This window comes from Coprococcus sp. AF19-8AC, from assembly GCF_003603115.1.
In the GTDB taxonomy this organism is placed as follows: domain Bacteria; phylum Bacillota; class Clostridia; order Lachnospirales; family Lachnospiraceae; genus Coprococcus; species Coprococcus aceti.
Genome location: NZ_QTMI01000001.1, coordinates 271,532 through 295,798, shown reverse-complemented (window position 1 = coordinate 295,798; position 24,267 = coordinate 271,532). Strand labels below are relative to the sequence as shown.

Sequence of the window (24,267 nt, the reverse complement as noted above, 5' to 3'; positions counted from 1 at the left end):
ATCGATTATTCCATATATCTTACTGTCCGTTGATCTTCTTTCTCAGGTACTGCTGATCCTGTGCGTATGTCATGGCAACCTCTCTTGTGACGGTTCCTGAAGCATACAGATCATACAATGCATCGTCCATAGTGATCATACCTAAGGCTCTGCTTGTCTGGATAGTTGACTGGATCTGATGAGTCTTGGCTTCTCGTATCAGACTTCGTATAGCAGGTGATGCAAGCATTACCTCGAAGGCTGCAACTCGTCCGTTGCCGCTCGCTATAGGAAGAAGTGACTGTGAGATAACTCCCTCAAGAACCATCGCGAGCTGAACTCTTACCTGCTGCTGCTGGTTTGTAGGGAAGATATCTATGATACGATCGATGGTACTTGCCGCACCGATTGTGTGCAGTGTGGAGAATACCAAATGTCCTGTCTCGGCAGCGGTTATGGCTGTGGAGATAGTCTCAAGATCTCGCATCTCTCCTACGAGGATGATATCAGGATCCTCACGGAGTGCTGCACGGAGTGCATTCGCATAGCTGAGTGTATCCATACCAACCTCTCGCTGGTTAACTATTGCCTTGTTGTGATGGTGAATGTACTCTATAGGATCCTCCAGTGTGATGATATGATCCGTAAGGTTCTCATTCGCCTTATTTATAATAGAAGCAAGTGTGGTCGACTTACCAGAACCTGTAGGTCCTGTTACGAGAACCAGTCCTCTCTTTCTCTTGTAGAGCTCCACAACCTCCCTTGGAATACCAAGCTGGTCAGGTCTTGGGATCTGTGTCTCAACTCGTCTGTACGCTGCTGCCATGTTTCCTTTGTCCATGAATACATTGACACGGAAACGTCCGGTCTCAGGTGAGTCGAATGAGAAATCGACCTCTCCTCTGTCCTGAAGTATGGCCTTATGCCTATCCTTCATAGTAGATCCAATTGCCTCTGCCGCATCAGCAGGTGACAGTGCCGGAACCTCAACCTCGGTGAGCTTACCGTTGATTCTGAGCTTAGGTGGTATACCTACAGCTATATGAACATCTGACGCCTTTGCTTCTACAGAGAAGGCAAGTAATTCCTTCATGTCTAACATAACTTGTCCCTTCCTTTCCCTTTTGCATTAATAATTACAATTTATATATAATCTCATTATATATCTCTTATATCTTACAGCTCTCCCATATCCACTCCCTCGGCCACGGTCACTGTACTGTGAACAATCTTGTTCATCTCTGCTATGGATGTGATGCCATCAAGAACGTGCTTGGCAGCTCCCATCTTCAGTGTGAGCATTCCTTCCTTGAGGGCCTGCTTCTCAATGACATCCGCTGTGGCTCCGGAAGCGATAACAGCCTGAAGCTCTCTTGATACAGGCATCATCTCGTATACACCGATTCGTCCTGAATAGCCTGTGTCGTTACACAGTGGGCATCCCTGTGGCTCGTAGATGATGACATCCTCCTCGTCAGCCGGAACACCGAGCTGAACTCTCTCATCATCCTCCACAAGTCTCGGCTGCTTACATGTGGTACAAAGTCTTCGCACAAGTCTCTGTGCAATAACTCCAACAACAGCATCACCGGCGATGTATGACTCAATACCCATATCGATAAGACGGGTGATGGTCGAAGCCGCTGAGTTAGTATGCAGTGTCGATACAACCAAATGTCCTGTGATAGCGGCCTGTACGGCGATTCCTGCTGTCTCACCGTCTCGGATCTCTCCTATCATGATGATATCCGGATCCTGACGAAGGATAGATCTGAGGGCTGCCGCGAAAGTCATGTCCGCTTTGTTATTAACCTGCACCTGATTGATACCGTTGATGTTCGCCTCGACAGGGTCCTCAACGGTGATGATGTTAACATCCTCTGTGTTAAGCTCACTGAGTGATGTGTACAGTGTAGTTGATTTTCCTGATCCTGTAGGTCCCGTTACAAGGATGATACCATGTGGGTTGCTGAGGATATTATCGAAAACCTTCTCCTGCTCTGCATCGAAACCAAGGGCACTCTTCGGTTTTGTCAGACCGTCCTTGGATGTAAGTCTCATAACCGTCTTCTCTCCGAAAACTGTTGGAAGGATAGAAACACGGACATCAAACTCTCTTCTGTCAACCATGATGGTGATACGACCATCCTGTGGTTTTCTCTTCTCTGCTATATCCATACCGCCTATGATCTTGATACGGGCTGTGATACCTGCCAGTATGCTGAGGTCGTATGACATAACCTGCTTAAGTGCACCATCTATTCTGTATCTGACTCTGACGCTGTTCTCCAGAGCCTCTATATGTATATCTGACGCTCTCTGTCTTACTCCGCCTTCGATGATCTGCTTAACCAGAAGTACGATAGGGGAATTATCGATTTCTTCGTTGCCCTCTTCCTCGTCGCCTCCGCCGAGCACATTCTGCTGCTCCTGTCTGTAGGCCTCAGCAGCCTCCATAGCCTGAGCGCTTCCGTAGTACTTATCTATAGCGTTCTTTATACCCTCCTCCGAGGCGAGCATCGGCTCAACCTGAAGGTTGGTGACAAGTCCTATATCGTCCATGGCCATGATATCCATAGGATCCGCCATGGCTACCTTGAGGATGTTCGGGTTATCAGGATCTATCTCTATAGGTATGGCCTGATACTTGGTGACCATGTTCTCAGGCACCATGTGTATAACCTTCTCCTCGATCTTAGCTCCCTTGAGCTCTATGTAGTCAATTCCCAACTGGGTTGTAAGTACCGTAATCAGCATGTCGTTACTTATAAATCCCAGATCAACCAGGGCGTTACCGAGCTTTCTGCCGGTCTCCTTCTGCTTTGCAAGTCCTTCCTGAAGCTGCTCCTCCGTGATAGCCCCCGCTGCTACAAGGACATCTCCAATTCTGATCTTCTTACGTCCCACGCTTAATCGCATTCTCTAAATACCCTCCTCACGTCTCTCGCAATCCTGCGCACAGGCAGAATTATCCAAATACCTAAAGCGTATTATATCACAGTATTTTCACATTTTAAACATTTTGTACATATTTTGATATATTTTTTTGCACATTTATCAGATTTCGGCAATTTTACAGGGTGGATAAGCACTATTTCTGCACAATAAACATATTATATAAGCAAGCTGACTGTACTAATTGTAAAATAGCCCGTCCAACAAATGTGCAGCCGGTACAATCAATTTACGGGAGCAGTTAATATATGGAAGCGTTTAAAAACCCACTAACTCCCGAAGAAGAAAAAAAATATATTGCGCTGTGCCTGTCCGGTGACAAGGCTGCCCGCAGCATTCTGATAGAGTACAATCTCCGTCTGGTCGCCCACATATCCAGAAAGTACAATTCCGCCGTGAGGGATCCCGAGGATCTTCTGTCCATAGGCACGATAGGTCTCATCAAAGCCATAGACAGCTACAGACCCGACAAAGGCTGCAAACTGTCAGGATACGCCGCCAAATGTATCGAAAACGAGCTTCTCATGACTCTCCGCCACGAGAAGAAGAAGGCGCGTGAGGTCTCGATCTACGATCCCATCGGCACTGATAAAGAGGGTAACGAGATCGTCATCCTTGACATCATAGGTTCGGAGAACGTCAACGTTCTGGACAAAATGATACAGGATGACCACCTGTGCCTGCTCCCCTCCTGCATATCATCGCTCCTCTCCTCCAGAGAAAGAGAGATCATATATATGCGCTACGGTCTTGACGGGCAGTCACCTCTCACCCAAAAGGAGGTCGCCTGTACGCTCGGAATCTCCAGATCTTATGTATCGCGCATAGAGAAAAAGGCTCTCGGGAAATTAAGAGGATGCCTGGATTGACATCCAGACATCCTTATGATCACTCTTTTCTTCTCAGTATAATACCGGTCTCAAGCTCCTTATCAAGCTTCACCCTCAATTTCTGCTTTGGATGTGGCGCAGAGTCCATACTGTTTCCTTCCTCGTCGTATATCGCCTGAACCTCGCACTCTATATTTGTTCCATCAAAGCCCATGGCTTCAAGCTTCTCTCCCACCAGAAACTTATTCTTCTGCTCAAAGCATACACAGCCATCCGGGGTAACCTCTCTCACAGTTCCAATATACGTATAGTTTTTTACATATGTGTTGCTATCATATATCTGTGATTCTGAGTCTGTCTTCCCGAAATAAAATCCCGTTGTGAACTGCCTGTATGTGCATTTGGCTATCTCTCTCTTGTAGTATTCCATGTCTGCTCTGTACTTCTCTTCTGACTCCATATAATCATCTATGGCTTTTCTGTAGGTTCTGGCAACGGTCGCCACATACAGAGCAGTCTTCATACGCCCCTCTATCTTGAAACTGTCTATTCCGGCTTCCATCATCTCCGGGATGTACTCTATCATGCACAGATCCTTGGAGTTAAATATATATGTTCCTCTGTCGTCCTCGTTGACAGTCATATACTCTCCCGGTCTGGTCTCCTCGACGATGGAATACTTCCATCTGCACGGATGGGTGCACGCACCATGATTCGCATCCCTGCCTGTGAAGTAGTTGCTGAGAAGGCATCTTCCTGAATATGATATGCACATAGCGCCATGGATAAATGACTCTATCTCCATATCGTCCGGTATGTTTGCTCTTATCTGTGATATCTCCGCAAGGGACAGTTCTCTGGCAGACACAACCCGCTTTATGCCGTGGTCATACCAGAACTTGTATGTCATGTAGTTCGTGTTGTTGGCCTGTGTGCTTATGTGTAATTCCATATCCGGCATAGTCTCCCGAGCTATGGTAAACACGCCCGGATCGGATACAAGAACAGCGTCCACACCTGTATCTTTCAGCTCGCCAAAATAAGCTCTTATTCCATCCAGATCATAGTTGTGTGCAAATATATTGGCTGTCACATACACCTTGGCATTATGTGCATGGGCATATTCCACGCCCTGTTTCATCTCTTCTATGGAAAAGTTGTCTGCTTTCGCTCTGAGGCCAAATGCCTGTCCGCCTATATACACTGCGTCAGCTCCATAGTCCACGGCCACCTTGAGCGTGTCCAGTCCGCCCGCCGGGACAAGAAGCTCTGGTTTCTTATCTCTCATATCGTTTCCTCCAACCATTTTTCGTTTATTTCCGGATACTGAGGCTCATTCCATCCCCTATATTGAGTATGGCCGTCTCCAAATGTTCATTGTGGGTGAGCTCGTACAGGTATTCTCTCATCCTTGAATGTATCGTTCTGTTTCTTCTGGTAACTGCAAATCTGCTCTCAAGGACATCTCCGTCCTGAAGCACGTTGTCGCAGAGCAATACCCCCTTTGGGGCAAGCAGCCGTATAGCCTCCGTGAAAAAATTGCCATACTGACCCTTAGCTGCATCCATGAACACCATGTCATAGCTTTCTGTCATCTCTGGTAATATCTCCAGTGCATCGCCCTCAAGCAGAGTAATCTTGTCTGAAGCCCCGGCTCTGACTATATTCTTCTTCGCCTCTTCTATTCTCGGCTGATAATTCTCTATAGTTGTTATATGTGCGTCATCATCCAGAAATCTACTCATAAAAATGGCAGAAAAGCCAACGGCTGAACCTATCTCAAGAATCTTCTTCGGCCTGTTCATAAGAATCAACATCTTGATGAACTCTCCAGCCTCTCGTCTTATGATAGGTACCCTGTTCTCTTCTGCCTCTCTTCTGATTGAGGTCACAACCTCATCGTAGTCTGTATTGAAGGAATTGATAAATGACGCAAGTCTTTCATCACATACCATAATTATCCTCTCTGTCTATTCCTCGGCACTGTCCTCACCGGAGGAATCATCACTGCTGTCTCCGCTGCTATCCCCCGAGGAACTCTTGCCATTTCCCGTTATGATCTCTATTATCTCCTGATTTGTATCGCTCGGTGCTATCTGATATGTACCAGGCTGGATGTCATCTGCATATCCGCCTATTCTGACCTTCAGTATAAAAGCGTATTTGTCCTTGATGACCTCCGCCGTCTTAAGGGAATCCGCCACATCAAGAAGCGGCTCGTCCTGAGTTATCTGTATAGTTGCCTTACGGTTGCTGCCCGGATCCGCGGCCCTTGTGGCAAACACCTGATACGCAAAATCATACGAGTATGAGAAAGCCTTTACCAATATAAATAAAATACATACATTGATGAATAGTCCAAAAAGGAACCTCAGAATCTTCTTCATACTTCTAGCACTATCTAAAGCCATAATCGTTATTCTCCTTGTTCACAAATACATCCCAGCCAGCGCGAATCACCGGGCGTCCTCATCTATGATATCGAAATCAAGATCGTCCGCTATCTGTTCATATACAAGCTTCATCATTCTCACCAGCTTCTGCTCCGCCCTGATAAAGTCATTGACTATAGTATCATGGACTATGGAGTCATATTCCATGAATAGATTATTAACTTCATCATATGGATTGTCAAGCATTTCGTTATTCTGTATTTCATAATTTTTCTTACGAAATTCCATGAGCTGCTGAAGTTTTTCTGGTTTCTGTCTAAGTTTATCCTTGCAATACTGATAATTCTTGTAGACATCAGAATCCTTGATGCACGCATTTAATTGTCTGCTAAGTTCCAATGTATCTGTCATTTTCTCACCCTTCTACACCTCTGTGATTATAGGAAGGATCATAGGGCTTCTCTTTGTCCTCTTCCAGAGGAACTCTCCCATGTCATCCTTTATCACGGATTTGATCTTACCCCAGTCTGTCACGCCGCGGCTCAGGCATCTGTCGAGAGCCTCCTGACATGTGATCCTGCAGTCTTCCATAAGTGTCTCAGACTCCCTGACGTACACGAAGCCTCTTGACACTATATCCGGCCCTGCAACAAGCTGGTTGCTGTATCTGTCCAGGGTCACAACTATGATTATGAGGCCATTCTGTGACAGAAGCTGTCTGTCTCTGAGGACGATATTTCCAACATCTCCAACTCCAAGTCCATCCACAAACACTCCCTGTGCAGGAACCTTGCCGACAACGTCGAACTTCTCCTCACCGATCTCAAGAACATCGCCTGTGGTCATGATCTTGACATTCTCCTTAGGGATTCCCATCTCAACTGCAAGCTCTGCATGTCTCTTGAGGTGTCTATACTCACCGTGGACAGGTATTGCATATTTCGGTCTTGTGAGCGCATATATAAGCTTGAGCTCCTCACGGCAGGCATGGCCGGATACGTGTGTATCCTCAAATATAACGTGTGCACCCTTCGCCTCGAGCTCATTTATAACCTTGAATACCGCCTTTTCATTTCCCGGTATAGGATGTGAGCTGAAAATGACCACATCACCAGGCTTTATGGCTACTTTATTGTGTATGGATGCAGCTATACGTGACAGCGCAGCCATGTTCTCTCCCTGACTTCCCGTGGTGATGAGAACAACCTTCTCATCCGGGTAGTTCTTCATCTCGCTTATATCTATGAGTGTGTTGTCCGGTATGTTGATATATCCAAGCTCGGACGCCGTGGTGATGATGTTCACCATGCTTCGTCCCTCTATGACAGCCTTTCTGCCATACTTGTAAGCTGAATTGATGATCTGCTGTACTCTGTCAACGTTGGATGCAAATGTCGCTATGATGATCCTGTGATCCTTGTTGTCGTTGAACAGGTTGTCAAATGTTCTTCCCACTGTCTTCTCTGACTGTGTGAAGCCCTCCTTCTCAGCATTTGTCGAGTCAGCCATGAGTGCAAGCACACCCTTCTTGCCGAGCTCAGCAAATCTCTGAAGATCTATGGTTCCACCAAATACCGGTGTGTAGTCTATCTTGAAATCTCCGGTGTGGACAATAAGTCCGGCCGGTGTGTATATGGCAAGGGCCGCCGAATCTGCTATGGAGTGGTTTGTTCTGATGAATTCCACTCTAAATGCCCCAAGATTTATATTCTGACCATACTTTACAACCTTTCTTCTGGTGTTGTTCATAAGGTTGTGTTCTTTCAGTTTGTTCTCTATAAGACCCATGGTCAGCTTGGTCGCATAGATCGGCATGTTTAATTCTTTCTCAATGTACGGTATGGCTCCTATGTGATCCTCATGTCCATGGGTAACCACGAGTCCCCTGACCTTGTCCGCGTTTTCCTTGAGATAGGTGACATCAGGAATTACCAGATCGATTCCTAACATGTCGTCCTCAGGGAATGCCAGTCCGCAGTCAATGACTATGATAGAGTCCTCATACTCTATCGCAGTGATATTCATTCCAATCTGTTCCAGACCGCCCAAAGGAATGATCTTCACTGTCTCTTTATTATTCTTATTCAATTTTCTTATACCTCCAAATTTACGTCCTCAAGCAGCTCGTCAAATATCTTGATGACCGCCTCTAATTCATTTTCATCTTCCACAATATCGTATGCTGCCATCTCTTCCGTATCAGCTCCGTTGTTCTCGCGAAGGATAAGGAATGATTCATCATCCGCCTTGTCTATAACGAACAGATAATTCACGCCGCCAAGTGTGGTCTGCTCCACAACCGAGAATTCCACTTCTGTTCCATCTTCTGCTTCAAATATGATACTGTTGTCCGTCTTCCTGTTCTCTGCCATATAAACCTCTTAATACTTCTTCAGGCGTACACAAAACAAAGGCAGAAGGTCTGTGTCTATCACAGACTGCTGCACTTCGCATCAAGATAGTTCTGCAGTATGACCGCAGCCGCCATCTTGTCTATGTACGTCTTCCTGTTCTCTCTTCTCACTCCGCTGTCCATAAGGATCCGCTCTGCCTCCACAGTGGTAAGGCGCTCATCCCACAGAACAACCTCAAGTCCTGTTCTGCGCTCAAGATCCTCCTTGAATGCCTGGGTGGCCTCGCATCTGTCTCCCTCTGAATTGTTCATGTTCTTCGGGTAGCCAAGCACTATCAGCTCTATGCGGTCGCGCTCTCCTGCCGCTCCATACTCTTCAAGTATGGCCTCTATGCGGGCAAGTGTCTGTCTCAGCTTGTTCGCCGACTTTCTCTCTATCGTCTCCAGCGGCTGGGCAGTCATCTTGAGCGGATCGCTCACGGCAACTCCCACCGTCTTGGTTCCATAGTCAAGTCCCAATATTCTCATACTATTCTTTTCCTTTACACGAGGTTATTCTTGATATAGTCCTCAAGTAAAACCTCAATGATCTCGTCTCTCTCCACCTTCATGATCAGGCTTCGCGCATTCTTGTAGCTTGTGATATATGTCGGGTCACCGCTCATTATGTACCCAACAACCTGGCTTACCGGATTATATCCTTTCTCGGTAAGTGCATCGTATACTTCTCCAATTATCTCGCGTACGTCCACTGTCGCGTCCTTGATTGGAACAATATTCTGTGTACTTTCGTTATTCATCAAATCACGTCCTCATCTTGTTATTATCTCATGAGCCAATTAACATTCCTATTCTAATATAAAAAACTACAAAAGTAAAGGAAGGTTTCCCCCATTTTGGGTATATGTCACATACACAAAGCTGTTCACAAAACTCTCCGGCATGGATATGTCGCCCACATCTATGAGTATATCCATGTATCTCTCCGTATGTCCCCTGAGATATGTCTTATTGTTCTTTTTTACAACCTCTTCCACCAGAACTTCAAGCTCACAGCCCTCAAACTGAGATTCATACGCAGTCTTGTTGTCATGGGCAAGCTTAAGCAGCACATCGCTTCGCTCATTCTTTATCTCAGGGGCAACCTGCTCTTTCATGGCGGCAGCGACTGTCCCCTTTCTCGGAGAATACTTGAATATATGCATCTCATACAGATTGAGCTCCGTCAGATATCTGACAGTCTCTGCAAATTCTTCCTCAGTCTCTCCCGGGAAGCCCACTATCACATCCGTGGTGAGTGCAGGGGACTTATACGCCTTTCTCAGCATGTCACATTTTTCAAAGTATTGCTCGCAAGTGTACTTTCTGTTCATTCTCTTGAGCACTGAATCACAGCCGCTCTGCAGGCTCAGATGGAAGTGTGGACATACTTTCGAATTGGATGAAATTCTCTCCACAAACTCCTCTGTTATTATCCCCGGCTCAAGTGAACCAAGCCTTATTCTCTTGATTCCTTTGATTTTTGAGATAGCCTCTATAAGCTCTATAAGTGCTCCCTCATTATTCTTATCTTTGCCATATGACGATATGTGTATACCGGTAAGCACAACTTCTTTTATTCCTGCCTCCGCAAGCTCTGATACTTCTGCAAGGATCGCCTCCTGGCTTCTGCTTCTTATCCTTCCTCTTACATACGGGATTATGCAGTATGAGCAGAACTGATTGCAGCCGTCCTGGATCTTGACATATGCCCTTGTGTGTCCCACAGGGACATGGCCGCCCATCTCCTCGTACTCAGTCTCTCTGGATATATCCACGAAGTATTCCATGGCTTCATGATCTTTACCCGGGGCATTTTTTCCATTGTTTCTCACATTAATATAATCATTAACTATTTCTGTGATACTTTTCTTCTTATTGTTGCTTATTACTATATCTATAGCTTCATCCTGCTCGAGAATCTCTCTGGCTGACTGCACATAGCATCCTGCGGCTATCACTATTCCATCAGGATTCATCTTTCTGGCTCTGTGAAGCATCTGCCTTGATTTTTTGTCCGCAATATTGGTCACAGAACAGGTATTTACTATATATATATCTGCTTTTTCGTCAAATTCCACTATATTTGCACCGGCAGCCTTCAGCATGTCGAGCATGCTGTCAGTCTCCGCCTGATTGACTTTGCAGCCAAGTGTTGTGGCAGCCACAGACATTCCTTTTAGCATGTATTTTACACTCCTTATATTGACTTTTGTATTCTATAAAAATATAATAATGACAGTACATAAAAAACTTACAAGGGTTAGGAGGACTATTTATGACAGCAGTTAAGATTTCTTTAAACTCAATCGATAAGGTCAAGAGCTTTTGCAATGACATTGCGAAATTTGACGCAGAATTCGACCTTGTATCAGGACGTTACGTAATTGACGCCAAGTCAATCATGGGTATTTTCAGTCTTGATATCTCAAAGCCTATCGAACTTAACATTCATGCAGAGAGCGGTATCGATGAGATCATGGCTACTCTGAAGCCATACCTTGCAGAATAATCATATTTCTGCCCCGTATGTTATATGGATCTGATAATCAAAGAGATGCTTATTATGAAGCATCTCTTTTTTGTTGTCTTTTATCACTGTTTTATATTGTTTTACTGCTTTGCGCGACACATAACGACCTCTGCCGTATCTACAGCCTTGCGGTACAATGGCTCGATGATTCCGTTAAGCTTTGCCTCCGACTTCTCTATCGCAGATAGAACCGGATGTGTAACCGGATGCTTTGCAACAAATGTCGTACAGCAATCCTCGTATGGCAGTATAGATGTCTCGTATGTTCCGATCTTCTCTGATATGTCTACTATCTCCTGCTTATCCATACCTATACATGGTCTGAACACCGGCATGGTGCTGACCTGGTTGATAACGTTCAGGCTGAACACAGTCTGGCTTGAAACCTGGCCTATGCTCTCTCCTGTTATCGTACACTGACAGTCATTCTTCTCAGCCAGCTCCTCCGCTATCTTGATCATGTATCTCTTCATGATGATCGTAAGCTCCTCATGAGGACAGTTGTCGTATATTGCCATCTGTACATCGGCAAAGTTGACAACATGGAGTCTGATGGCTCCTGAGTAGTCGGCCACAAGACATGCCAGATCTATAACCTTCTGCTTTGCTCTCTCGCTTGTGAACGGAGGTGCGTGGAAATATACTGCCTCCACAACAACTCCTCTCTTGGCTATCATATATGCCGCAACAGGGCTGTCTATACCGCCTGACAGAAGTGCCATTCCTCTGCCGTTCGTTCCAACCGGCAGTCCTCCCGGGCCAGGTATGGTGATCGAATAGATATATGCTACCTTTCTGATCTCCACATTGATTATCTCCTGAGGTGAGTGCACATCCACTGCAAGATCAGGGAACGCCTCAAGGAGGAAATGTCCAAGCTCGGCGCTTACCTCCATGGAAGTCATAGGATATGTCTTGTCATTTCTTCTGGTGAACACCTTGAATGTGAAGTTCTTTCTGTCGTATGCCTTTTCAACATAATCTATTACCTTCTGCTTGAGGTTCTCAAACTCTGTGTTCTCCTCAACCACAACAGGGCATATTCCAACAATACCAAATACCTTTCCAAGGGCATTTACCACATCCTCATAGTCGTAATCCGACTTGCACTCAACGAATATTCTTCCCTGCTCCTTGCGGATATAGAAATCTCCGTAAGGCTTCAGCTTTCTGTTGATGTTCTTGCAGAGTATGTCTTCAAATATATATCTGTTCTTTCCCTTTGTGCCTATCTCGGCATACTTTATCATAAATGCCTTGTACTGCATATTTCCTCCTATTTCTTCCTCACATATCTTCTGAGTATCGGTAAAAGTTCCTTGCAGCACTCGACTGCATAATCTATCTGTTCCATTGTATTCTCCGGTGAAAAACTGAATCTCAGTGTGGACTCAAGCTTCTCAGGTGGCAGACCTATGGCCTTCAGCGTGCTGCTTGTGGAATGTTTATTCGACGAACATGCTGAACCGGATGAGACATATATGCCCTTCTCTTCCAGAGCATGAAGCATGACCTCACTTCGCACTCCCTTGAAGGTTATGCTGGCTATATGGGGCGCATCCCCGGAATTACTGTACACATCGTCTATCTGTGTGAGTTCATCTATAAGATGTTCCTTGAGTTCTCTCATGTGCGCTACATTTGCATCGAGATCTCTGTAGGTCATCTCGGCAGCCAGTGCCATTCCGGCTATTCCCGGTACATTCTCTGTTCCTGACCGCATTCCGCCCTGCTGGCCTCCACCGTATATCACAGGCTTGACCTTGACTCTGTCCTTTATGAACAGTGCTCCAACGCCCTTTGGTCCGTGGAATTTATGGCTGCTTATGGACATCATGTCTATTCCCATACGCTTCGGGTATATCACATATTTGCCAAATGCCTGTATGGCATCCACATGGAAGAGTACATTCGGATTCTTCTCCTTTATGCGTCTGGCAATGTCCTCCACCGGCATGACAGCACCTATCTCATTGTTGACGTACATGACTGACACTATGATCGTATCGTCATCTACCTCATCTACCAACCGGTCAACATCTACCACGCCATCACTTCCGGTCGGGATCCTGACAACATCAAAGCCCATATCCTCAAGGAATGTCAGCGGACTGCCGACTGACGCATGCTCGACTACAGTTGTGATGATCTTGTTGCCCGCTCTCCTGTTGGCAAGTGCTCCTCCTATCAGAGCCATGTTGTTGGATTCTGTTCCACCCGATGTGAACACAATCTCCTTCGCCTGAACCTTGAGCAACCTGGCTATCTTATCCCTAGCATCGCTCACGTATCTGGCCGCATCCACACCCTTCTGGTGCAGTGATGACGGATTGCCATAGTCCTGTTCCATTAACTTTACCACAAGATCTCTCACCTCCGGATAAACCGGGGTGGTCGCTGAATTGTCAAAATATGCTTCCATGTTGTCTTCCACCATTCCGAAACCGATATACGTCCGGCTTCAAGCTTCTTTCTTTCACTAATCTCTACAATATTGTTCTAATTGTCCCTGTCGGCACTGAACATGATGATCGACATAACCGCCAGTCCGGCCGTCTCAGTGCGCAGTATCCTGTGTCCAAGAGTTATACATTCCGCCCCGGCCGCCATTGCCTGTTCCACTTCTTCCCTGGCAAAGCCACCCTCCGGGCCTATGAATACCCCCAGACTTCTGCGGGCAGAGGACGGTGCTGTCACATCAGCGATGATCTGTCTGGACTTTGCAAGTCCCTCCGCCTCCTCATATGGAATTATATTCATATCAAGAGTCTTCGCCATCTCTATCGCCTGTGCAAATGTTACCGGCTCCGTGATCTCAGGGACAATTCCCCTTCCGGACTGTTTTGCAGCAGACTCCGCTATGATCCGGCATCTCTCGGTCTTCTTTGCAGCCTTATTCGCATCAAGCTTCACTATGGTGCGCGCAGTGAATACCGGAACTATCCGGCAGACACCGAGCTCCACCATCTTCTGTACTATAAGATCCATCTTATCCGACTTCGGATATCCCTGAAACAGGGTAACCTCCACTGGAAGCTCTGCAAAGTTATCATTCACATCCTCGACGCGGCACAGAACCTCGTCTCTGCCAAGCTCCGATATACTGCACGTATAATCTCTTCCTCTGCCGCTACTGACAGTTATCTCCTGACCCACTTTAAGGCGGAGAACGTTCTTTATATGGTTAACGTCTCCGCCTGTTATGCTTATATCTGTTCCTATATCTCTGCCATCTACGTCTACAAAGAATCTGTTCATATTTGATTATTTCCTCTCACACGCTGGTTCATACATGCTTTTTTGCGACAAAGCTTACCCAGTCATTCATGTAGACAGTATCTACGATATCGAAGTTATTGTCAAGAAGAGCCTGTCTGACCTCATCCTCTTTTATGTTTATAATGCCCGATGATATAAAAATACCATCATCCTTCATAAACTTCTGAACTACAGCCGACATTGGAATTATAACGTCTGCAAGGATATTTGCAACTACTATATCATAATTTGCGCCTATTGACTCTACCAGTTTCTGGTCCTCAAGGACATTTCCGCACTTGAATTCCACAGCCTCGGCAGGAATATGGTTCACATCTCTGTTCTCTCCCGCCACATCAACAGCGATCGGATCTATGTCTATACCGAGAACATGCTTTGCACCCAGCTTATTGCAAACAAATGACAGGATACCGCTTCCGCTTCCGGCATCGAGTATCTCATCTCCATCCTTCATGTACTTCTTGAGCTGGCCTATGCACAGTCTCGTCGTCTCATGGGAACCTGTTCCAAATGCTGTTCCGGGATCTATCTCAATAACTATATCCTCGTCCGTTGCATCCTCAGGCACTTCCTCCCAGGTTGGCTTGATGATGATATTGTCATACAGTCTGAATGGCTTGAAGTAGGCCTTCCAGTTGTCTCTCCAGTCCTCTTCCTTCGTCTCACTCTCGGTTATCTTGCCTGTTCCGACAGGAAGAAACTCTGACAGTCTCCTGATCTCTGCAGCCACCTTATCCTTTATCTCCTGCACGTCAAATGTATCGTCAAGGAAACAGGACACCTTTGCAGTTCCATCATTTTCCGGCATATCATCCGGCAGGAGATCGACAAACATCGTCTCCATCTCCTCCTCAGTGAGGGGAATATTATCTTCTATCTGAACACCCAAAACGCCTTCCTCTTCGAGGAAGGCGCTTATGAGGTCTTCAGCTTCACATGTTGTATCTATTGTGAGCTTCGTCCATTTCATATATTTTATACCTACTTTTTCTTTCTTCTCTTGTGATCGCCAAATGTAAATGGTCCTGCTGAATCTGTTGCAGGTCTTGTCTCTACAAGTGTTGCCTGCTCATACTGGTTTAGGATCTTCTTCTGCTCCTCTGTGAGCTTCTCCGGCACCTGTACAACAAGTGTTACATAGTGATCGCCTCGCTGAGTTGGGTTCTTGAGGTTAGGTACTCCTTTGCCCTTCAGCTTTATACGTGTATCTGTCTGTGTTCCTGGTGGTATGGTGTAATCAACCTCTCCTTCGATGGTGTTGATCTTGATAACTCCACCAAGTGCTGCCTGTGTAAATGTGATAGGCTCTGATGAATACAGATTGTACTCCTGTCTCTGGAAGTTTGGATGACGATCAACAAGTATGGTAACTGTAAGATCTCCTCTCTCACCACCGTTGATACCAGGCTCACCCTTTCCTTTGATTCGGATGTTAGTACCATTGTCTACTCCTGGTGGAATAGCTATCTGTATCTTCTTTCTGCTCTTTACATATCCTGTTCCTGCACAGTTGCTGCACTTGTATCTGATGATCTTACCAGATCCACTACAATCAGGACATGTCTGAACATTACGTACAACTCCAAAAAGTGACTGCTGTGTTGTCACTATCTGTCCCTTACCGCCGCACTTGCCGCAGACCTCAGGCTGGTGTCCCGGCTGTGAACCGGTTCCCTTACATACATCACACTCATCCTTCAGTGGGAGCTCAAGCTCCTTCTGGGTTCCGAATATAGCCTCCTCAAAGGCTACTCTGATGGTTGTCTTGATGTTTGCGCCCTTCATAGGACCATTTGTATTTCTCTGACGGCTTGCGCCACCGAACATATCTCCAAATATATCTCCAAAGATATCTCCCATGTCCGCGAAGTCAAATCCACCAAATCCGCCGGCACCGCCGCCGTTCTGGTCGAATGCTGCATGGCCAAACTGATCATACTTTGCACGTTTCTCAGGGTCACTGAGGACTGAATAAGCTTCAGCTGCTTCTTTGAATTTCTCTGCAGCCTCTTCATCACCAGGGTTCATATCCGGGTGGTATTTTTTTGCTACCACTCGGTATGCCCTTTTGATCTCGGCTTCAGAGGCTCCCTTGGTTACACCAAGGACTTCATAATAATCGGTCTTTGTCTCTGCCATAGCCTTTACCTTTCATCCTCTATATATTAAACCTCTGTGAAATCTCCATCTACAACATCGCCATCTGAGTAATCAGGTGTGCCTGCGCCTGTTCCTGCGTTTGCTCCAGGACCGTTCTGCTCATAGAGCTTTGAGAACAGGTTCTGTGCGCTCTCCATCAGCTTATCCTTTGCAGCCTTGATCTTATCTACATCTGCATCGCTCATATTCTCTGCATCTGTGCTGTCTATTGCTGCTCTTAAGGAGTCAAGATCTGCCTTTACGCCAGCCTTGTCAGAGTCTGAAAGCTTATCCCCTACCTCACCGAGTGCCTTCTCTGTCTGGAATGCAAGTGCATCTGCCTCATTTCTTGCCTCGATGCCTTCCTTACGCTTCTTATCCTGAGCCTCGTACTCTGCTGCTTCCTTAACTGCTCTATCGATATCATCATCTGAAAGTGATGTTCCTGATGTGATAGTAATGTGCTGCTCTCTTCCTGTTCCGAGATCCTTTGCTGATACATTTACGATACCATTTGCATCGATATCGAATGTAACCTCGATCTGTGGAACTCCACGTCTTGCTGGAGCGATACCATCAAGTCTGAATCTGCCAAGACTCTTGTTGTCCTTTGCGAACTGTCTCTCACCCTGTACTACGTTGATATCAACGGCATCCTGATTATCCTGTGCTGTTGAGAAGATCTGGCTCTTCTTTGTAGGGATTGTTGTATTTCTCTCGATAAGGTGAGTAGCTATACCACCCATTGTCTCGATTGAAAGTGTAAGTGGTGTAACATCCAGAAGAAGGATCTCGCCTGCACCGGCATCTCCGGCAAGCTTACCACCCTGGATACAAGCACCGATAGCAACACACTCATCAGGGTTGATTCCCTTGAATGGCTCCTTACCTGTAAGTCTCTTAACCTCTTCCTGTACTGCGATGATACGGGTTGAACCACCGACAAGAAGTACCTTGTCAAGGTCTGCTGCTGTAAGTCCTGCATCAGCAAGTGCTGTGTTAACAGGGCCCTTTGTTCTGTCTACAAGATCTGCTGTAAGCTCATCGAACTTAGCTCTTGTAAGGTTCATATCGAAATGCTTTGGTCCATCCTGGTTTGCTGTGATGAAAGGAAGGTTGATATTGGTTGTTGTAGCTGATGACAGCTCCTTCTTTGCCTTCTCTGCTGCTTCCTTTAATCTCTGCATAGCCATCTTATCGCCTGAAAGGTCGATGCCCTCTGCCTTCTTGAATTCATCAAGCATATACTGTGTAATTGCGTTATCGAAGTCATCACCACCGAGCTTGTTATCGCCGGCTGTTGCAAGAACCTCGATGACACCCTCACCGATCTCAATGATAGATACATCGAATGTACCACCACCTAAATCGTAAACCATGATTCTCTGCTCCTGCTCGTTGTCAAGACCATATGAAAGAGCTGCTGCTGTAGGCTCGTTGATGATACGCTTTACATCAAGACCTGCGATCTTACCGGCATCCTTTGTTGCCTGTCTCTGTCCATCTGAGAAGTAAGCAGGAACTGTGATAACTGCCTCTGTAACCTTCTCTCCTAAGTATCCCTCTGCATCTGACTTCAGCTTCTGAAGGATCATTGCTGAAATCTCCTGTGGTGAATACTTCTTGCCATCTATCTCTACTCTGTAATCTGATCCCATGTGACGCTTGATAGATGAAATTGTCTTATCTGCGTTTGTAACTGCCTGACGCTTTGCAGGCTCACCTACTACTCTCTCTCCTGTCTTCAGGAAACCTACTACTGAAGGTGTTGTTCTCATACCCTCTGAGTTAGCTATAACTACAGGCTTACCACCTTCCATAACTGCTACACATGAATTTGTTGTACCTAAGTCAATACCTATAATCTTACCCATTGTCTTTTCCTCCTAGAAAAAAATTTCATGATTAATTTAATTTGCAACCTTTACCATGCTGAATCTCAGCACCTGATCCTTGTACATGTAACCCTTCTGCATCTCTTCAACGATTACATTCTCTTCGTAGTTGTCATCCTCTACATGCATCACTGCATTGTGGAATGTAGGATCAAACTGTTCCCCGGCGCAATCCATAGGCTTTACACCTATGCTTTCCAATGACGTCATAAGCTGCTTATATATATTTGCAACTCCCGACTCGAATGGTCTGTCCTTATCCTCATCAGGAATGGCTGCCATTGCTCTCTCAAAATTGTCTACCACAGGAAGGAGCTTCTCAAGAACTCCCTTTGCACCTATGTCGTACAATTTGCCTGACTCTTTTTCATTTCTCTGGCGGATGTTCTCACACTCCGCAAGAAGTCTTGTGTACTTTGTCTCTGCATCCTTGCAGCGTTCCTTGAGCTTCTCGTTCTCCTCACGGAGAGCCTTGCCTCCACGTCTGTTCTCCTTTGCAACATGCTGTGGCTTTGCAGCCTCTGCCTGCTCCTCCGGAACATCAATGGTCTCACCGACCTTGACTTCTGACTCAACGTCATCCTTTATCTCTGCTGAAGCATCTCCAACTATGGTCTCGGCTGCTGTCTGCTCTGTCTTAACCTTCTTGTCGGATGCAGTACTGTTATTGCTATCAGCCATTACATATCCTCCTATTCATCGTTATAATCTTATCTGTCTATCCATTGCTGTTAAATATGTCATCAAGCTCCCCGGTGAGTTCCTTGAGCATGTTCACAACTTTCTTGTAATCCATCCTCTTCGGTCCGATTATTCCTATCGTTCCTTTTGCGCCCTCCGGCATCTTGTATGTTGCTGTTACAAGGGAGCAATCCTTCAGGTTTTCATCGCTGTTCTCCTGTCCTATCAGGATCTGTATGTCGCTGTCCTGCTGGATCACATCCTCCACATGTTTTGCAAATTCTTCTTTGTCCTCTATGTCTTCCAGTGTTCCGAGCAGCTTCTCTGCGGATGACGTGTTCGCCAGCTCAGGGTACTTGAGTACATTCGTTGCTCCACTGGTATAAACCTTGAGATCATCGGCCTCATGGATTGCCTCCATGATTCCCTGGAATATCGTCTCAAGGATCTCTGCATATTCACCTGCCTGAACCTTCATGGTCTGTATAAGTTCAAGATTGATATCCTGAAGTGCCGCGCCCTGAAGGAAGGTATTTAGCAGAATATTAAATTTTAAAATATCTTCATTCTTCAGGCTGTACGTCGTCTTGATCAGCTTATTCTTGACTATATTGCCATCAACCATGATGACCGCCAACAATGTGGTCTCATCAACCTGTGACAACTGGATGAACTTTACTGTGTTGTTGTACTGTGGCATCGTAACCAGTGTTGCGTACTGAGTGTTCGCCGCAAGCACCTTTGCCACCTGCTTGAGAAGCTTCTCGAGCTTATCAACTCTATTCAGCAGATTCTCTCGCTCTGTCTGATCCTCTGCTTTCTCTTCATCCCTGTCTGCCATGATGCTGTCAACATAAAACCTGTAACCTGCATCTGTTGGAACTCTTCCTGCCGATGCATGTGGCTGGCATATATAACCCATATCCTCAAGATCTGACATCTCATTTCTTATGGTAGCCGGGCTGACATTCATGTCGGCCAGCTTGGAAATGGTTCTCGATCCAACGGGCTCTCCAGTCTCCAGGTAATTCGAAACGATCGCTTTTAGAATTCTGACTTTTCTCTCGTCAAGTTCCATACTCTCATTCCTTTTTGCTTTTAGTCTTATTAGCACTCAACATATCCGAGTGCTAACCACTAAACATAATCTAACACTGCCGCCCCCTTTTGTCAACAAAATAACGAATGTTTTTGTGTTTTTTTTATGTTTTGAAGGACGGTCGTGCCAGCCTTTGGAATGACGGGCACAGCCTGCAGCTGCCATATGCTCAATCACGCTCATCTTACCTTGCTTCGGGATTTCTTATATGCATGCGGCTTCGCAGGCAATAAGGACGTCTGCCTGCTCCGCCTTAGCAAAGAAATCCCGAAGCAAGGACGCTTTCGCTACCGATTGAACATATGGCAGCTGTAGGCATGCTACTGTACTTACGAATTAAAGGCTGGCACTCAGAGTGTCTTCCATATACATGTAAAGGCTGACACTGGGAATGGCTTTGATGGTGTTTATACCAAAGTATATTGCACCAGATTATGCTTTTCCTTATTCTTAGTCAGAGAACTGACGAAGTGTGTTTTTTTATTTTTAGCTTTCGGGATCAGCGTTCTGAGGATGATGTATGATAACTACACTGTATGGTTTGAAATCGGTAGCGCAGGCGTCAGCCTCTCAGACATTTCTGTGCTAAGGCGGAGAGCGCAGACGCCCTTATCGCGCTTGAAGCCGCATGCACGTTGGAAATGTCTGAGAGGCTGACAGACAAGCGTGATTTCAAACCATACAGTGTAGTTATCTTCATCCTCAGGACGCGTCCGTCAGTCCTCTATGAGGAAGTCGGCGAGGATCGTGTTACTTACGTCGATGCCTTTTTTTGTGAGGCGGATCAGGCCGTGGTCATCTTCGAGGTGGCCGGTGGACTTGTATTTATCTATGACGGGGCCGTATATGTCGTAGATGGAGTGTCCAAAGTAGTCGTTGAATTTTTCTGCACTCACACCGGATATCATACGCAGGCCGAGGAACATATATTCCTCCATCAGCCTGTCTGCGTCAAGTTCTTCTTCCACATTGCGCATGTGTTCTATTATATCTCTTGCCTTACCCGAATTTGCGACGTGATCTCCGAATGTCATGAGCTCCCTGTGTCTTGCCATGCCGTCTATGTAGTCTTCCAGACTGGATGTGTTGGTGTAGCGTCTGCCGTACAGGAAGGACGCTGCTCCGATTCCGATTCCTATGTATTCCCCGAGGGTCCAGTAGACTATGTTATGTCTGCACTCGTAGCCAGCTTTGGCGTAATTGGATATCTCGTATCTGTGGTAGCCGCCGGTGCCTAAGAGCTTATTTGTTATGTCGTACATCTGCCTGTCCACGTCCTCATCCGGGATCTGTGACAGCAGGTTCTCATCTGCTGCCAGAGGAGTTCCGTCCTCCACTATGAGGCTGTAGGACGATATGTGCTCCGGCTTACACCTTAATACCTTGTCAAGGGTGTCCAGATATGACCTCATGGTCTGTCCCGGTATGTCTGACATCAGGTCTATATTTATATTGCGAAATCCGGCCTCCCTAGCCATGTCAAATGCGGCGAGGAACTGGTCATAATTGTGTATCCTGCCCAGAGCTTCCAGCTCATTTTTCTGTGCGGACTGAAGGCCTATGCTCATCCTGTTTATGCCATTTACTATATACTCTGCTGCCTTACGGCTGGTCAGGGTGCCCGGATTCACCTCTATGCTTATCTCCGCATCCTCCGCGACATCGAACAGCTTCCTCACCGTCGTCATTACAAGTGTGATCTCGTCCGGCTCCAGTATGGATGGAGTTCCGCCTCCTATGTATATTGTCCTGACCTTGTGGGTCTCCGCCAGATATGAGTAGCTTTTCAGCTCCTCGCACAGGGCTTCGATGTATTTCTCACGGTACACTCCATATCCCGACATGCAGGCTGCCCCCACCGGAAATGACAGGAAGTCGCAGTATGCACATTTCTTCACACAGAATGGGATATGTATGTATATGCTGAGCGGCTTCTTCTCATATGACTCTAAAACTTCGTCATTATTTGCATCGCCGAAATCCCGATCTGAATTGTCGGTATTTATTATATCTATCATTAGTATCCTTCCTTTTTATTTCAAATATCGTCACCGCATGAAAAAAGCCGCTACTAAGAATGCTCCTGTCAGAATGCTCTCATTAACGGCTTTTCTACGATTCTATTATTTCTTATTTGATATAACCGTGTCACTGTGTTCCCGGTCTTTTCTATTCCTCATCAAGCTTCAGGACAGACATAAATGCCTTCTGTGGTATCTCCACATTGCCCACCTGTCTCATTCGCTTCTTTCCTTCCTTCTGCTTTTCAAGGAGCTTTCTCTTTCTGGATATATCTCCGCCGTAGCACTTGGCAAGGACATCCTTTCTCATGGCCTTGACTGTCTCGCGGGCTATTACCTTGCCGCCTATGGCCGCCTGGATCGGGATCTCGAACAGATGTCTCGGGATCTCGTCCTTGAGCTTCTCGCACATCTTTCTGCCCCTTTCATACGCTGTATCCTTGTGTATGATAAATGAGAGTGCATCGACCTCTTCCTTATTGATAAGGATGTCCAGCTTCACAAGCTCTGAGCGGACATAGCCCTTCATCTCATAGTCAAATGAAGCATAGCCCCTTGAACGCGACTTAAGTGCATCAAAGAAATCGTATATGATCTCGTTCAGTGGGAGGTCGTACTTGAGAAGCGCTCTTGTCTCCTCCATGTACTCCATGCTCTTGTACACGCCTCGTCTCTCCTGGCAGAGCTGCATGATGGCACCCACATACTCTGTTGTGACCATGATCTCCGCATCGACAAATGGCTCCTCCATGTACTCTATGGTGGATGGATCCGGCAGGTTCGACGGATTGGTGAGCTCTATCACATTCCCATCTGTGGTATGTACCTTATATACAACGCCTGGCGCTGTGGTTACCAGATCTAGATTGAACTCCCTCTCCAGTCGCTCCTGAACTATCTCAAGGTGAAGCAGTCCAAGGAAACCACATCGGAAACCAAAGCCCAGTGCTATGGATGTCTCCGGCTCAAAGCTGAGCGCCGCATCATTTAACTGAAGTTTCTCAAGGGCATCCCTGAGATCCGGATACTTTGCGCCATCCGCAGGATAGAGTCCGCAGTATACCATAGGCTGTGCCTTCTTGTATCCAGGAAGCGCCTCGTCACATGGCCTGTCCGCCTGTGTGACTGTATCTCCCACTGTGGTATCCTGTACATTCTTAAGGCTGGCTGTTATGTAACCAACCATACCGGCTGACAGCTCATCACATGGGACAAATCTTCCCGCTCCGAATATTCCGACCTCAACCACCTCAGCCTCAGCTCCGGTGGCCATCATCCTTATGGTGGTTCCCTTCTTCACGCAGCCGTCAAATAATCGGCAGAATATGATAACTCCCTTGTAAGAGTCATACAGACTGTCGAATATAAGTGCCTTGAGTGGAGCCTCAGGGTCACCGTGCGGTGCCGGCACCTTCTTCACGATCTGTTCAAGCACTTCTTCTATATTAATTCCATTCTTTGCCGATATCCTTGGGGCATCCTGTGCCTCTATTCCAATTACATCCTCGATCTCGTTCACGACCCTCTCCGGATCTGCTGACGGAAGGTCTATCTTGTTGATGACCGGCATGACATCAAGGTCATGATCCAGCGCCAGGTATACATTCGCCAGGGTCTGCGCCTCTATGCCCTGTGCGGCATCAACCACAAGTATGGCTCCCTCACAGGCTGCCAGACTTCGAGATACCTCATAATTGAAATCCACATGTCCCGGAGTGTCTATGAGATTGAATATGTACTCCTGTCCATCATTGGCATTGTACACGATCCTGACACACTGTGCCTTGATGGTGATTCCACGCTCCCTCTCAAGATCCATATTGTCAAGAACCTGATTCTGCATCTCCCTGCTGGTCAGAGTTCCGGTCTTCTCTATGATCCTGTCGGCAAGTGTTGATTTACCATGGTCTATATGCGCTATTATACAGAAATTTCTTATCTTTGACTGGTCTAAATGCTCCATGTCTTCACATCCTTATCTATGTCCCGCGCCTTGTATGTGCAGGCTCTTTTATTCTTATACTTGTCTTACTCGCATTTGACGTTAATATAACATGTATGAGCATATAAC

General features: G+C 46.3%; 23 protein-coding genes. 2 read left to right on the top strand and 21 right to left on the bottom strand.

Annotated elements, in window-relative coordinates:
* Positions 1 to 19: 19 nt before the first annotated feature.
* Together DWX57_RS01400 and DWX57_RS01395 are read right to left on the bottom strand one after the other, a co-directional pair.
* Positions 20 to 1,081: a type IV pilus twitching motility protein PilT gene (locus tag DWX57_RS01400; RefSeq protein WP_117548741.1), complete on the bottom strand. Its 1,062-nt coding sequence runs from the start codon at positions 1,079 to 1,081 to the stop codon at positions 20 to 22.
* 74 nt (positions 1,082 to 1,155) lie between these two features.
* On the bottom strand, positions 1,156 to 2,898 hold the full coding sequence (locus DWX57_RS01395; protein ID WP_117874714.1) for a GspE/PulE family protein: 1,743 nt from the start codon (positions 2,896 to 2,898) through the stop codon (positions 1,156 to 1,158).
* Between the two features lie 284 nt (positions 2,899 to 3,182).
* Between DWX57_RS01395 and sigK the strand changes: the two genes are divergently transcribed.
* On the top strand, positions 3,183 to 3,803 hold the full coding sequence (gene sigK, locus DWX57_RS01390) for an RNA polymerase sporulation sigma factor SigK (protein ID WP_118649241.1): 621 nt from the start codon (positions 3,183 to 3,185) through the stop codon (positions 3,801 to 3,803).
* A 19-nt stretch (positions 3,804 to 3,822) separates the two neighbouring features.
* Here sigK and DWX57_RS01385 read toward each other — a convergent pair whose 3' ends face one another.
* The 9 genes from DWX57_RS01385 to mtaB all read right to left on the bottom strand — a co-directional run bounded on the left by DWX57_RS01385 (position 3,823) and on the right by mtaB (position 10,735).
* Positions 3,823 to 5,052, bottom strand: coding sequence for a peptidase U32 family protein (locus DWX57_RS01385; RefSeq protein WP_120122908.1), 1,230 nt, complete (start codon positions 5,050 to 5,052; stop codon positions 3,823 to 3,825).
* Between the two features lie 25 nt (positions 5,053 to 5,077).
* The gene (locus tag DWX57_RS01380; protein ID WP_117874710.1) at positions 5,078 to 5,719 is read right to left on the bottom strand and encodes an O-methyltransferase; all 642 of its coding nucleotides are present in this window, start codon (positions 5,717 to 5,719) and stop codon (positions 5,078 to 5,080) included.
* Positions 5,720 to 5,734: 15 nt separating this feature from the next.
* Positions 5,735 to 6,175, bottom strand: coding sequence for an endolytic transglycosylase MltG (locus tag DWX57_RS01375; RefSeq protein ID WP_022217242.1), 441 nt, complete (start codon positions 6,173 to 6,175; stop codon positions 5,735 to 5,737).
* Positions 6,176 to 6,220: 45 nt separating this feature from the next.
* Positions 6,221 to 6,568: a YlbF family regulator gene (locus DWX57_RS01370; protein WP_015533125.1), complete on the bottom strand. Its 348-nt coding sequence runs from the start codon at positions 6,566 to 6,568 to the stop codon at positions 6,221 to 6,223.
* 12 nt (positions 6,569 to 6,580) lie between these two features.
* Complete coding sequence (locus DWX57_RS01365) at positions 6,581 to 8,245, bottom strand: ribonuclease J (protein WP_022217240.1); 1,665 nt, start codon at positions 8,243 to 8,245, stop codon at positions 6,581 to 6,583.
* A gap of 5 nt (positions 8,246 to 8,250) precedes the next feature.
* A complete protein-coding gene (locus tag DWX57_RS01360; protein ID WP_015533126.1) occupies positions 8,251 to 8,529 on the bottom strand; it encodes a DUF1292 domain-containing protein in 279 nt (92 codons plus the stop codon).
* Between the two features lie 59 nt (positions 8,530 to 8,588).
* Complete coding sequence (gene ruvX, locus DWX57_RS01355; RefSeq protein WP_015533127.1) at positions 8,589 to 9,038, bottom strand: Holliday junction resolvase RuvX; 450 nt, start codon at positions 9,036 to 9,038, stop codon at positions 8,589 to 8,591.
* Between the two features lie 14 nt (positions 9,039 to 9,052).
* Positions 9,053 to 9,310, bottom strand: a complete 258-nt coding sequence (locus tag DWX57_RS01350; protein WP_022217238.1) for an IreB family regulatory phosphoprotein — start codon at positions 9,308 to 9,310, stop codon at positions 9,053 to 9,055.
* A 66-nt stretch (positions 9,311 to 9,376) separates the two neighbouring features.
* The gene (gene mtaB, locus DWX57_RS01345; RefSeq protein ID WP_117548737.1) at positions 9,377 to 10,735 is read right to left on the bottom strand and encodes a tRNA (N(6)-L-threonylcarbamoyladenosine(37)-C(2))-methylthiotransferase MtaB; all 1,359 of its coding nucleotides are present in this window, start codon (positions 10,733 to 10,735) and stop codon (positions 9,377 to 9,379) included.
* 92 nt (positions 10,736 to 10,827) lie between these two features.
* Here mtaB and DWX57_RS01340 point away from each other — a divergent pair, with 92 nt between their 5' ends.
* The gene (locus DWX57_RS01340; protein WP_015533130.1) at positions 10,828 to 11,061 is read left to right on the top strand and encodes an HPr family phosphocarrier protein; all 234 of its coding nucleotides are present in this window, start codon (positions 10,828 to 10,830) and stop codon (positions 11,059 to 11,061) included.
* A gap of 101 nt (positions 11,062 to 11,162) precedes the next feature.
* Here DWX57_RS01340 and thiI read toward each other — a convergent pair whose 3' ends face one another.
* The 10 genes from thiI to lepA form a co-directional block, all read right to left on the bottom strand.
* Positions 11,163 to 12,350 carry a tRNA uracil 4-sulfurtransferase ThiI gene (gene thiI, locus DWX57_RS01335; RefSeq protein WP_117548736.1) on the bottom strand — a complete coding sequence of 396 codons (1,188 nt, stop codon included), beginning with the start codon at positions 12,348 to 12,350 and terminating at the stop codon, positions 11,163 to 11,165.
* An 8-nt stretch (positions 12,351 to 12,358) separates the two neighbouring features.
* Entirely contained in the window at positions 12,359 to 13,504 is a 1,146-nt protein-coding gene (locus DWX57_RS01330) for a cysteine desulfurase family protein (protein ID WP_118757618.1), read from the bottom strand.
* 77 nt (positions 13,505 to 13,581) lie between these two features.
* The gene (locus DWX57_RS01325) at positions 13,582 to 14,340 is read right to left on the bottom strand and encodes a 16S rRNA (uracil(1498)-N(3))-methyltransferase (protein ID WP_120122907.1); all 759 of its coding nucleotides are present in this window, start codon (positions 14,338 to 14,340) and stop codon (positions 13,582 to 13,584) included.
* 28 nt (positions 14,341 to 14,368) lie between these two features.
* Positions 14,369 to 15,331, bottom strand: a complete 963-nt coding sequence (gene prmA, locus DWX57_RS01320) for a 50S ribosomal protein L11 methyltransferase (protein WP_022217233.1) — start codon at positions 15,329 to 15,331, stop codon at positions 14,369 to 14,371.
* A gap of 11 nt (positions 15,332 to 15,342) precedes the next feature.
* Complete coding sequence (dnaJ, locus tag DWX57_RS01315; protein ID WP_055144029.1) at positions 15,343 to 16,500, bottom strand: molecular chaperone DnaJ; 1,158 nt, start codon at positions 16,498 to 16,500, stop codon at positions 15,343 to 15,345.
* Between the two features lie 26 nt (positions 16,501 to 16,526).
* On the bottom strand, positions 16,527 to 18,374 hold the full coding sequence (dnaK, locus tag DWX57_RS01310) for a molecular chaperone DnaK (RefSeq protein ID WP_015533135.1): 1,848 nt from the start codon (positions 18,372 to 18,374) through the stop codon (positions 16,527 to 16,529).
* Between the two features lie 36 nt (positions 18,375 to 18,410).
* On the bottom strand, positions 18,411 to 19,076 hold the full coding sequence (grpE, locus tag DWX57_RS01305; RefSeq protein WP_119999066.1) for a nucleotide exchange factor GrpE: 666 nt from the start codon (positions 19,074 to 19,076) through the stop codon (positions 18,411 to 18,413).
* Positions 19,077 to 19,113: 37 nt separating this feature from the next.
* Positions 19,114 to 20,154 (bottom strand): heat-inducible transcriptional repressor HrcA, encoded by a 1,041-nt coding sequence (gene hrcA, locus DWX57_RS01300; protein ID WP_120122906.1) that lies wholly within the window; start codon positions 20,152 to 20,154, stop codon positions 19,114 to 19,116.
* A gap of 737 nt (positions 20,155 to 20,891) precedes the next feature.
* The gene (gene hemW / locus DWX57_RS01295; protein WP_120122905.1) at positions 20,892 to 22,193 is read right to left on the bottom strand and encodes a radical SAM family heme chaperone HemW; all 1,302 of its coding nucleotides are present in this window, start codon (positions 22,191 to 22,193) and stop codon (positions 20,892 to 20,894) included.
* A 151-nt stretch (positions 22,194 to 22,344) separates the two neighbouring features.
* Complete coding sequence (lepA, locus tag DWX57_RS01290) at positions 22,345 to 24,159, bottom strand: translation elongation factor 4 (protein ID WP_022217229.1); 1,815 nt, start codon at positions 24,157 to 24,159, stop codon at positions 22,345 to 22,347.
* Positions 24,160 to 24,267: the final 108 nt, after the last annotated feature.

Excerpts from the sequence above, each read along its gene's own strand:
- DWX57_RS01400 (WP_117548741.1), bottom strand. The coding sequence starts at position 1,081 with ATGTTAGACATGAAGGAATTACTTGCCTTCTCTGTAGAAGCAAAGGCG.
- DWX57_RS01395 (WP_117874714.1), bottom strand. The coding sequence starts at position 2,898 with ATGCGATTAAGCGTGGGACGTAAGAAGATCAGAATTGGAGATGTCCTT.
- sigK (WP_118649241.1), top strand. The coding sequence starts at position 3,183 with ATGGAAGCGTTTAAAAACCCACTAACTCCCGAAGAAGAAAAAAAATAT.
- DWX57_RS01385 (WP_120122908.1), bottom strand. The coding sequence starts at position 5,052 with ATGAGAGATAAGAAACCAGAGCTTCTTGTCCCGGCGGGCGGACTGGAC.
- DWX57_RS01380 (WP_117874710.1), bottom strand. The coding sequence starts at position 5,719 with ATGGTATGTGATGAAAGACTTGCGTCATTTATCAATTCCTTCAATACA.
- DWX57_RS01375 (WP_022217242.1), bottom strand. The coding sequence starts at position 6,175 with ATGGCTTTAGATAGTGCTAGAAGTATGAAGAAGATTCTGAGGTTCCTT.
- DWX57_RS01370 (WP_015533125.1), bottom strand. The coding sequence starts at position 6,568 with ATGACAGATACATTGGAACTTAGCAGACAATTAAATGCGTGCATCAAG.
- DWX57_RS01360 (WP_015533126.1), bottom strand. The coding sequence starts at position 8,529 with ATGGCAGAGAACAGGAAGACGGACAACAGTATCATATTTGAAGCAGAA.
- ruvX (WP_015533127.1), bottom strand. The coding sequence starts at position 9,038 with ATGAGAATATTGGGACTTGACTATGGAACCAAGACGGTGGGAGTTGCC.
- DWX57_RS01350 (WP_022217238.1), bottom strand. The coding sequence starts at position 9,310 with ATGAATAACGAAAGTACACAGAATATTGTTCCAATCAAGGACGCGACA.
- mtaB (WP_117548737.1), bottom strand. The coding sequence starts at position 10,735 with ATGCTAAAAGGAATGTCTGTGGCTGCCACAACACTTGGCTGCAAAGTC.
- DWX57_RS01340 (WP_015533130.1), top strand. The coding sequence starts at position 10,828 with ATGACAGCAGTTAAGATTTCTTTAAACTCAATCGATAAGGTCAAGAGC.
- thiI (WP_117548736.1), bottom strand. The coding sequence starts at position 12,350 with ATGCAGTACAAGGCATTTATGATAAAGTATGCCGAGATAGGCACAAAG.
- DWX57_RS01330 (WP_118757618.1), bottom strand. The coding sequence starts at position 13,504 with ATGGAAGCATATTTTGACAATTCAGCGACCACCCCGGTTTATCCGGAG.
- DWX57_RS01325 (WP_120122907.1), bottom strand. The coding sequence starts at position 14,340 with ATGAACAGATTCTTTGTAGACGTAGATGGCAGAGATATAGGAACAGAT.
- prmA (WP_022217233.1), bottom strand. The coding sequence starts at position 15,331 with ATGAAATGGACGAAGCTCACAATAGATACAACATGTGAAGCTGAAGAC.
- dnaJ (WP_055144029.1), bottom strand. The coding sequence starts at position 16,500 with ATGGCAGAGACAAAGACCGATTATTATGAAGTCCTTGGTGTAACCAAG.
- dnaK (WP_015533135.1), bottom strand. The coding sequence starts at position 18,374 with ATGGGTAAGATTATAGGTATTGACTTAGGTACAACAAATTCATGTGTA.
- grpE (WP_119999066.1), bottom strand. The coding sequence starts at position 19,076 with ATGGCTGATAGCAATAACAGTACTGCATCCGACAAGAAGGTTAAGACA.
- hrcA (WP_120122906.1), bottom strand. The coding sequence starts at position 20,154 with ATGGAACTTGACGAGAGAAAAGTCAGAATTCTAAAAGCGATCGTTTCG.
- hemW (WP_120122905.1), bottom strand. The coding sequence starts at position 22,193 with ATGATAGATATAATAAATACCGACAATTCAGATCGGGATTTCGGCGAT.
- lepA (WP_022217229.1), bottom strand. The coding sequence starts at position 24,159 with ATGGAGCATTTAGACCAGTCAAAGATAAGAAATTTCTGTATAATAGCG.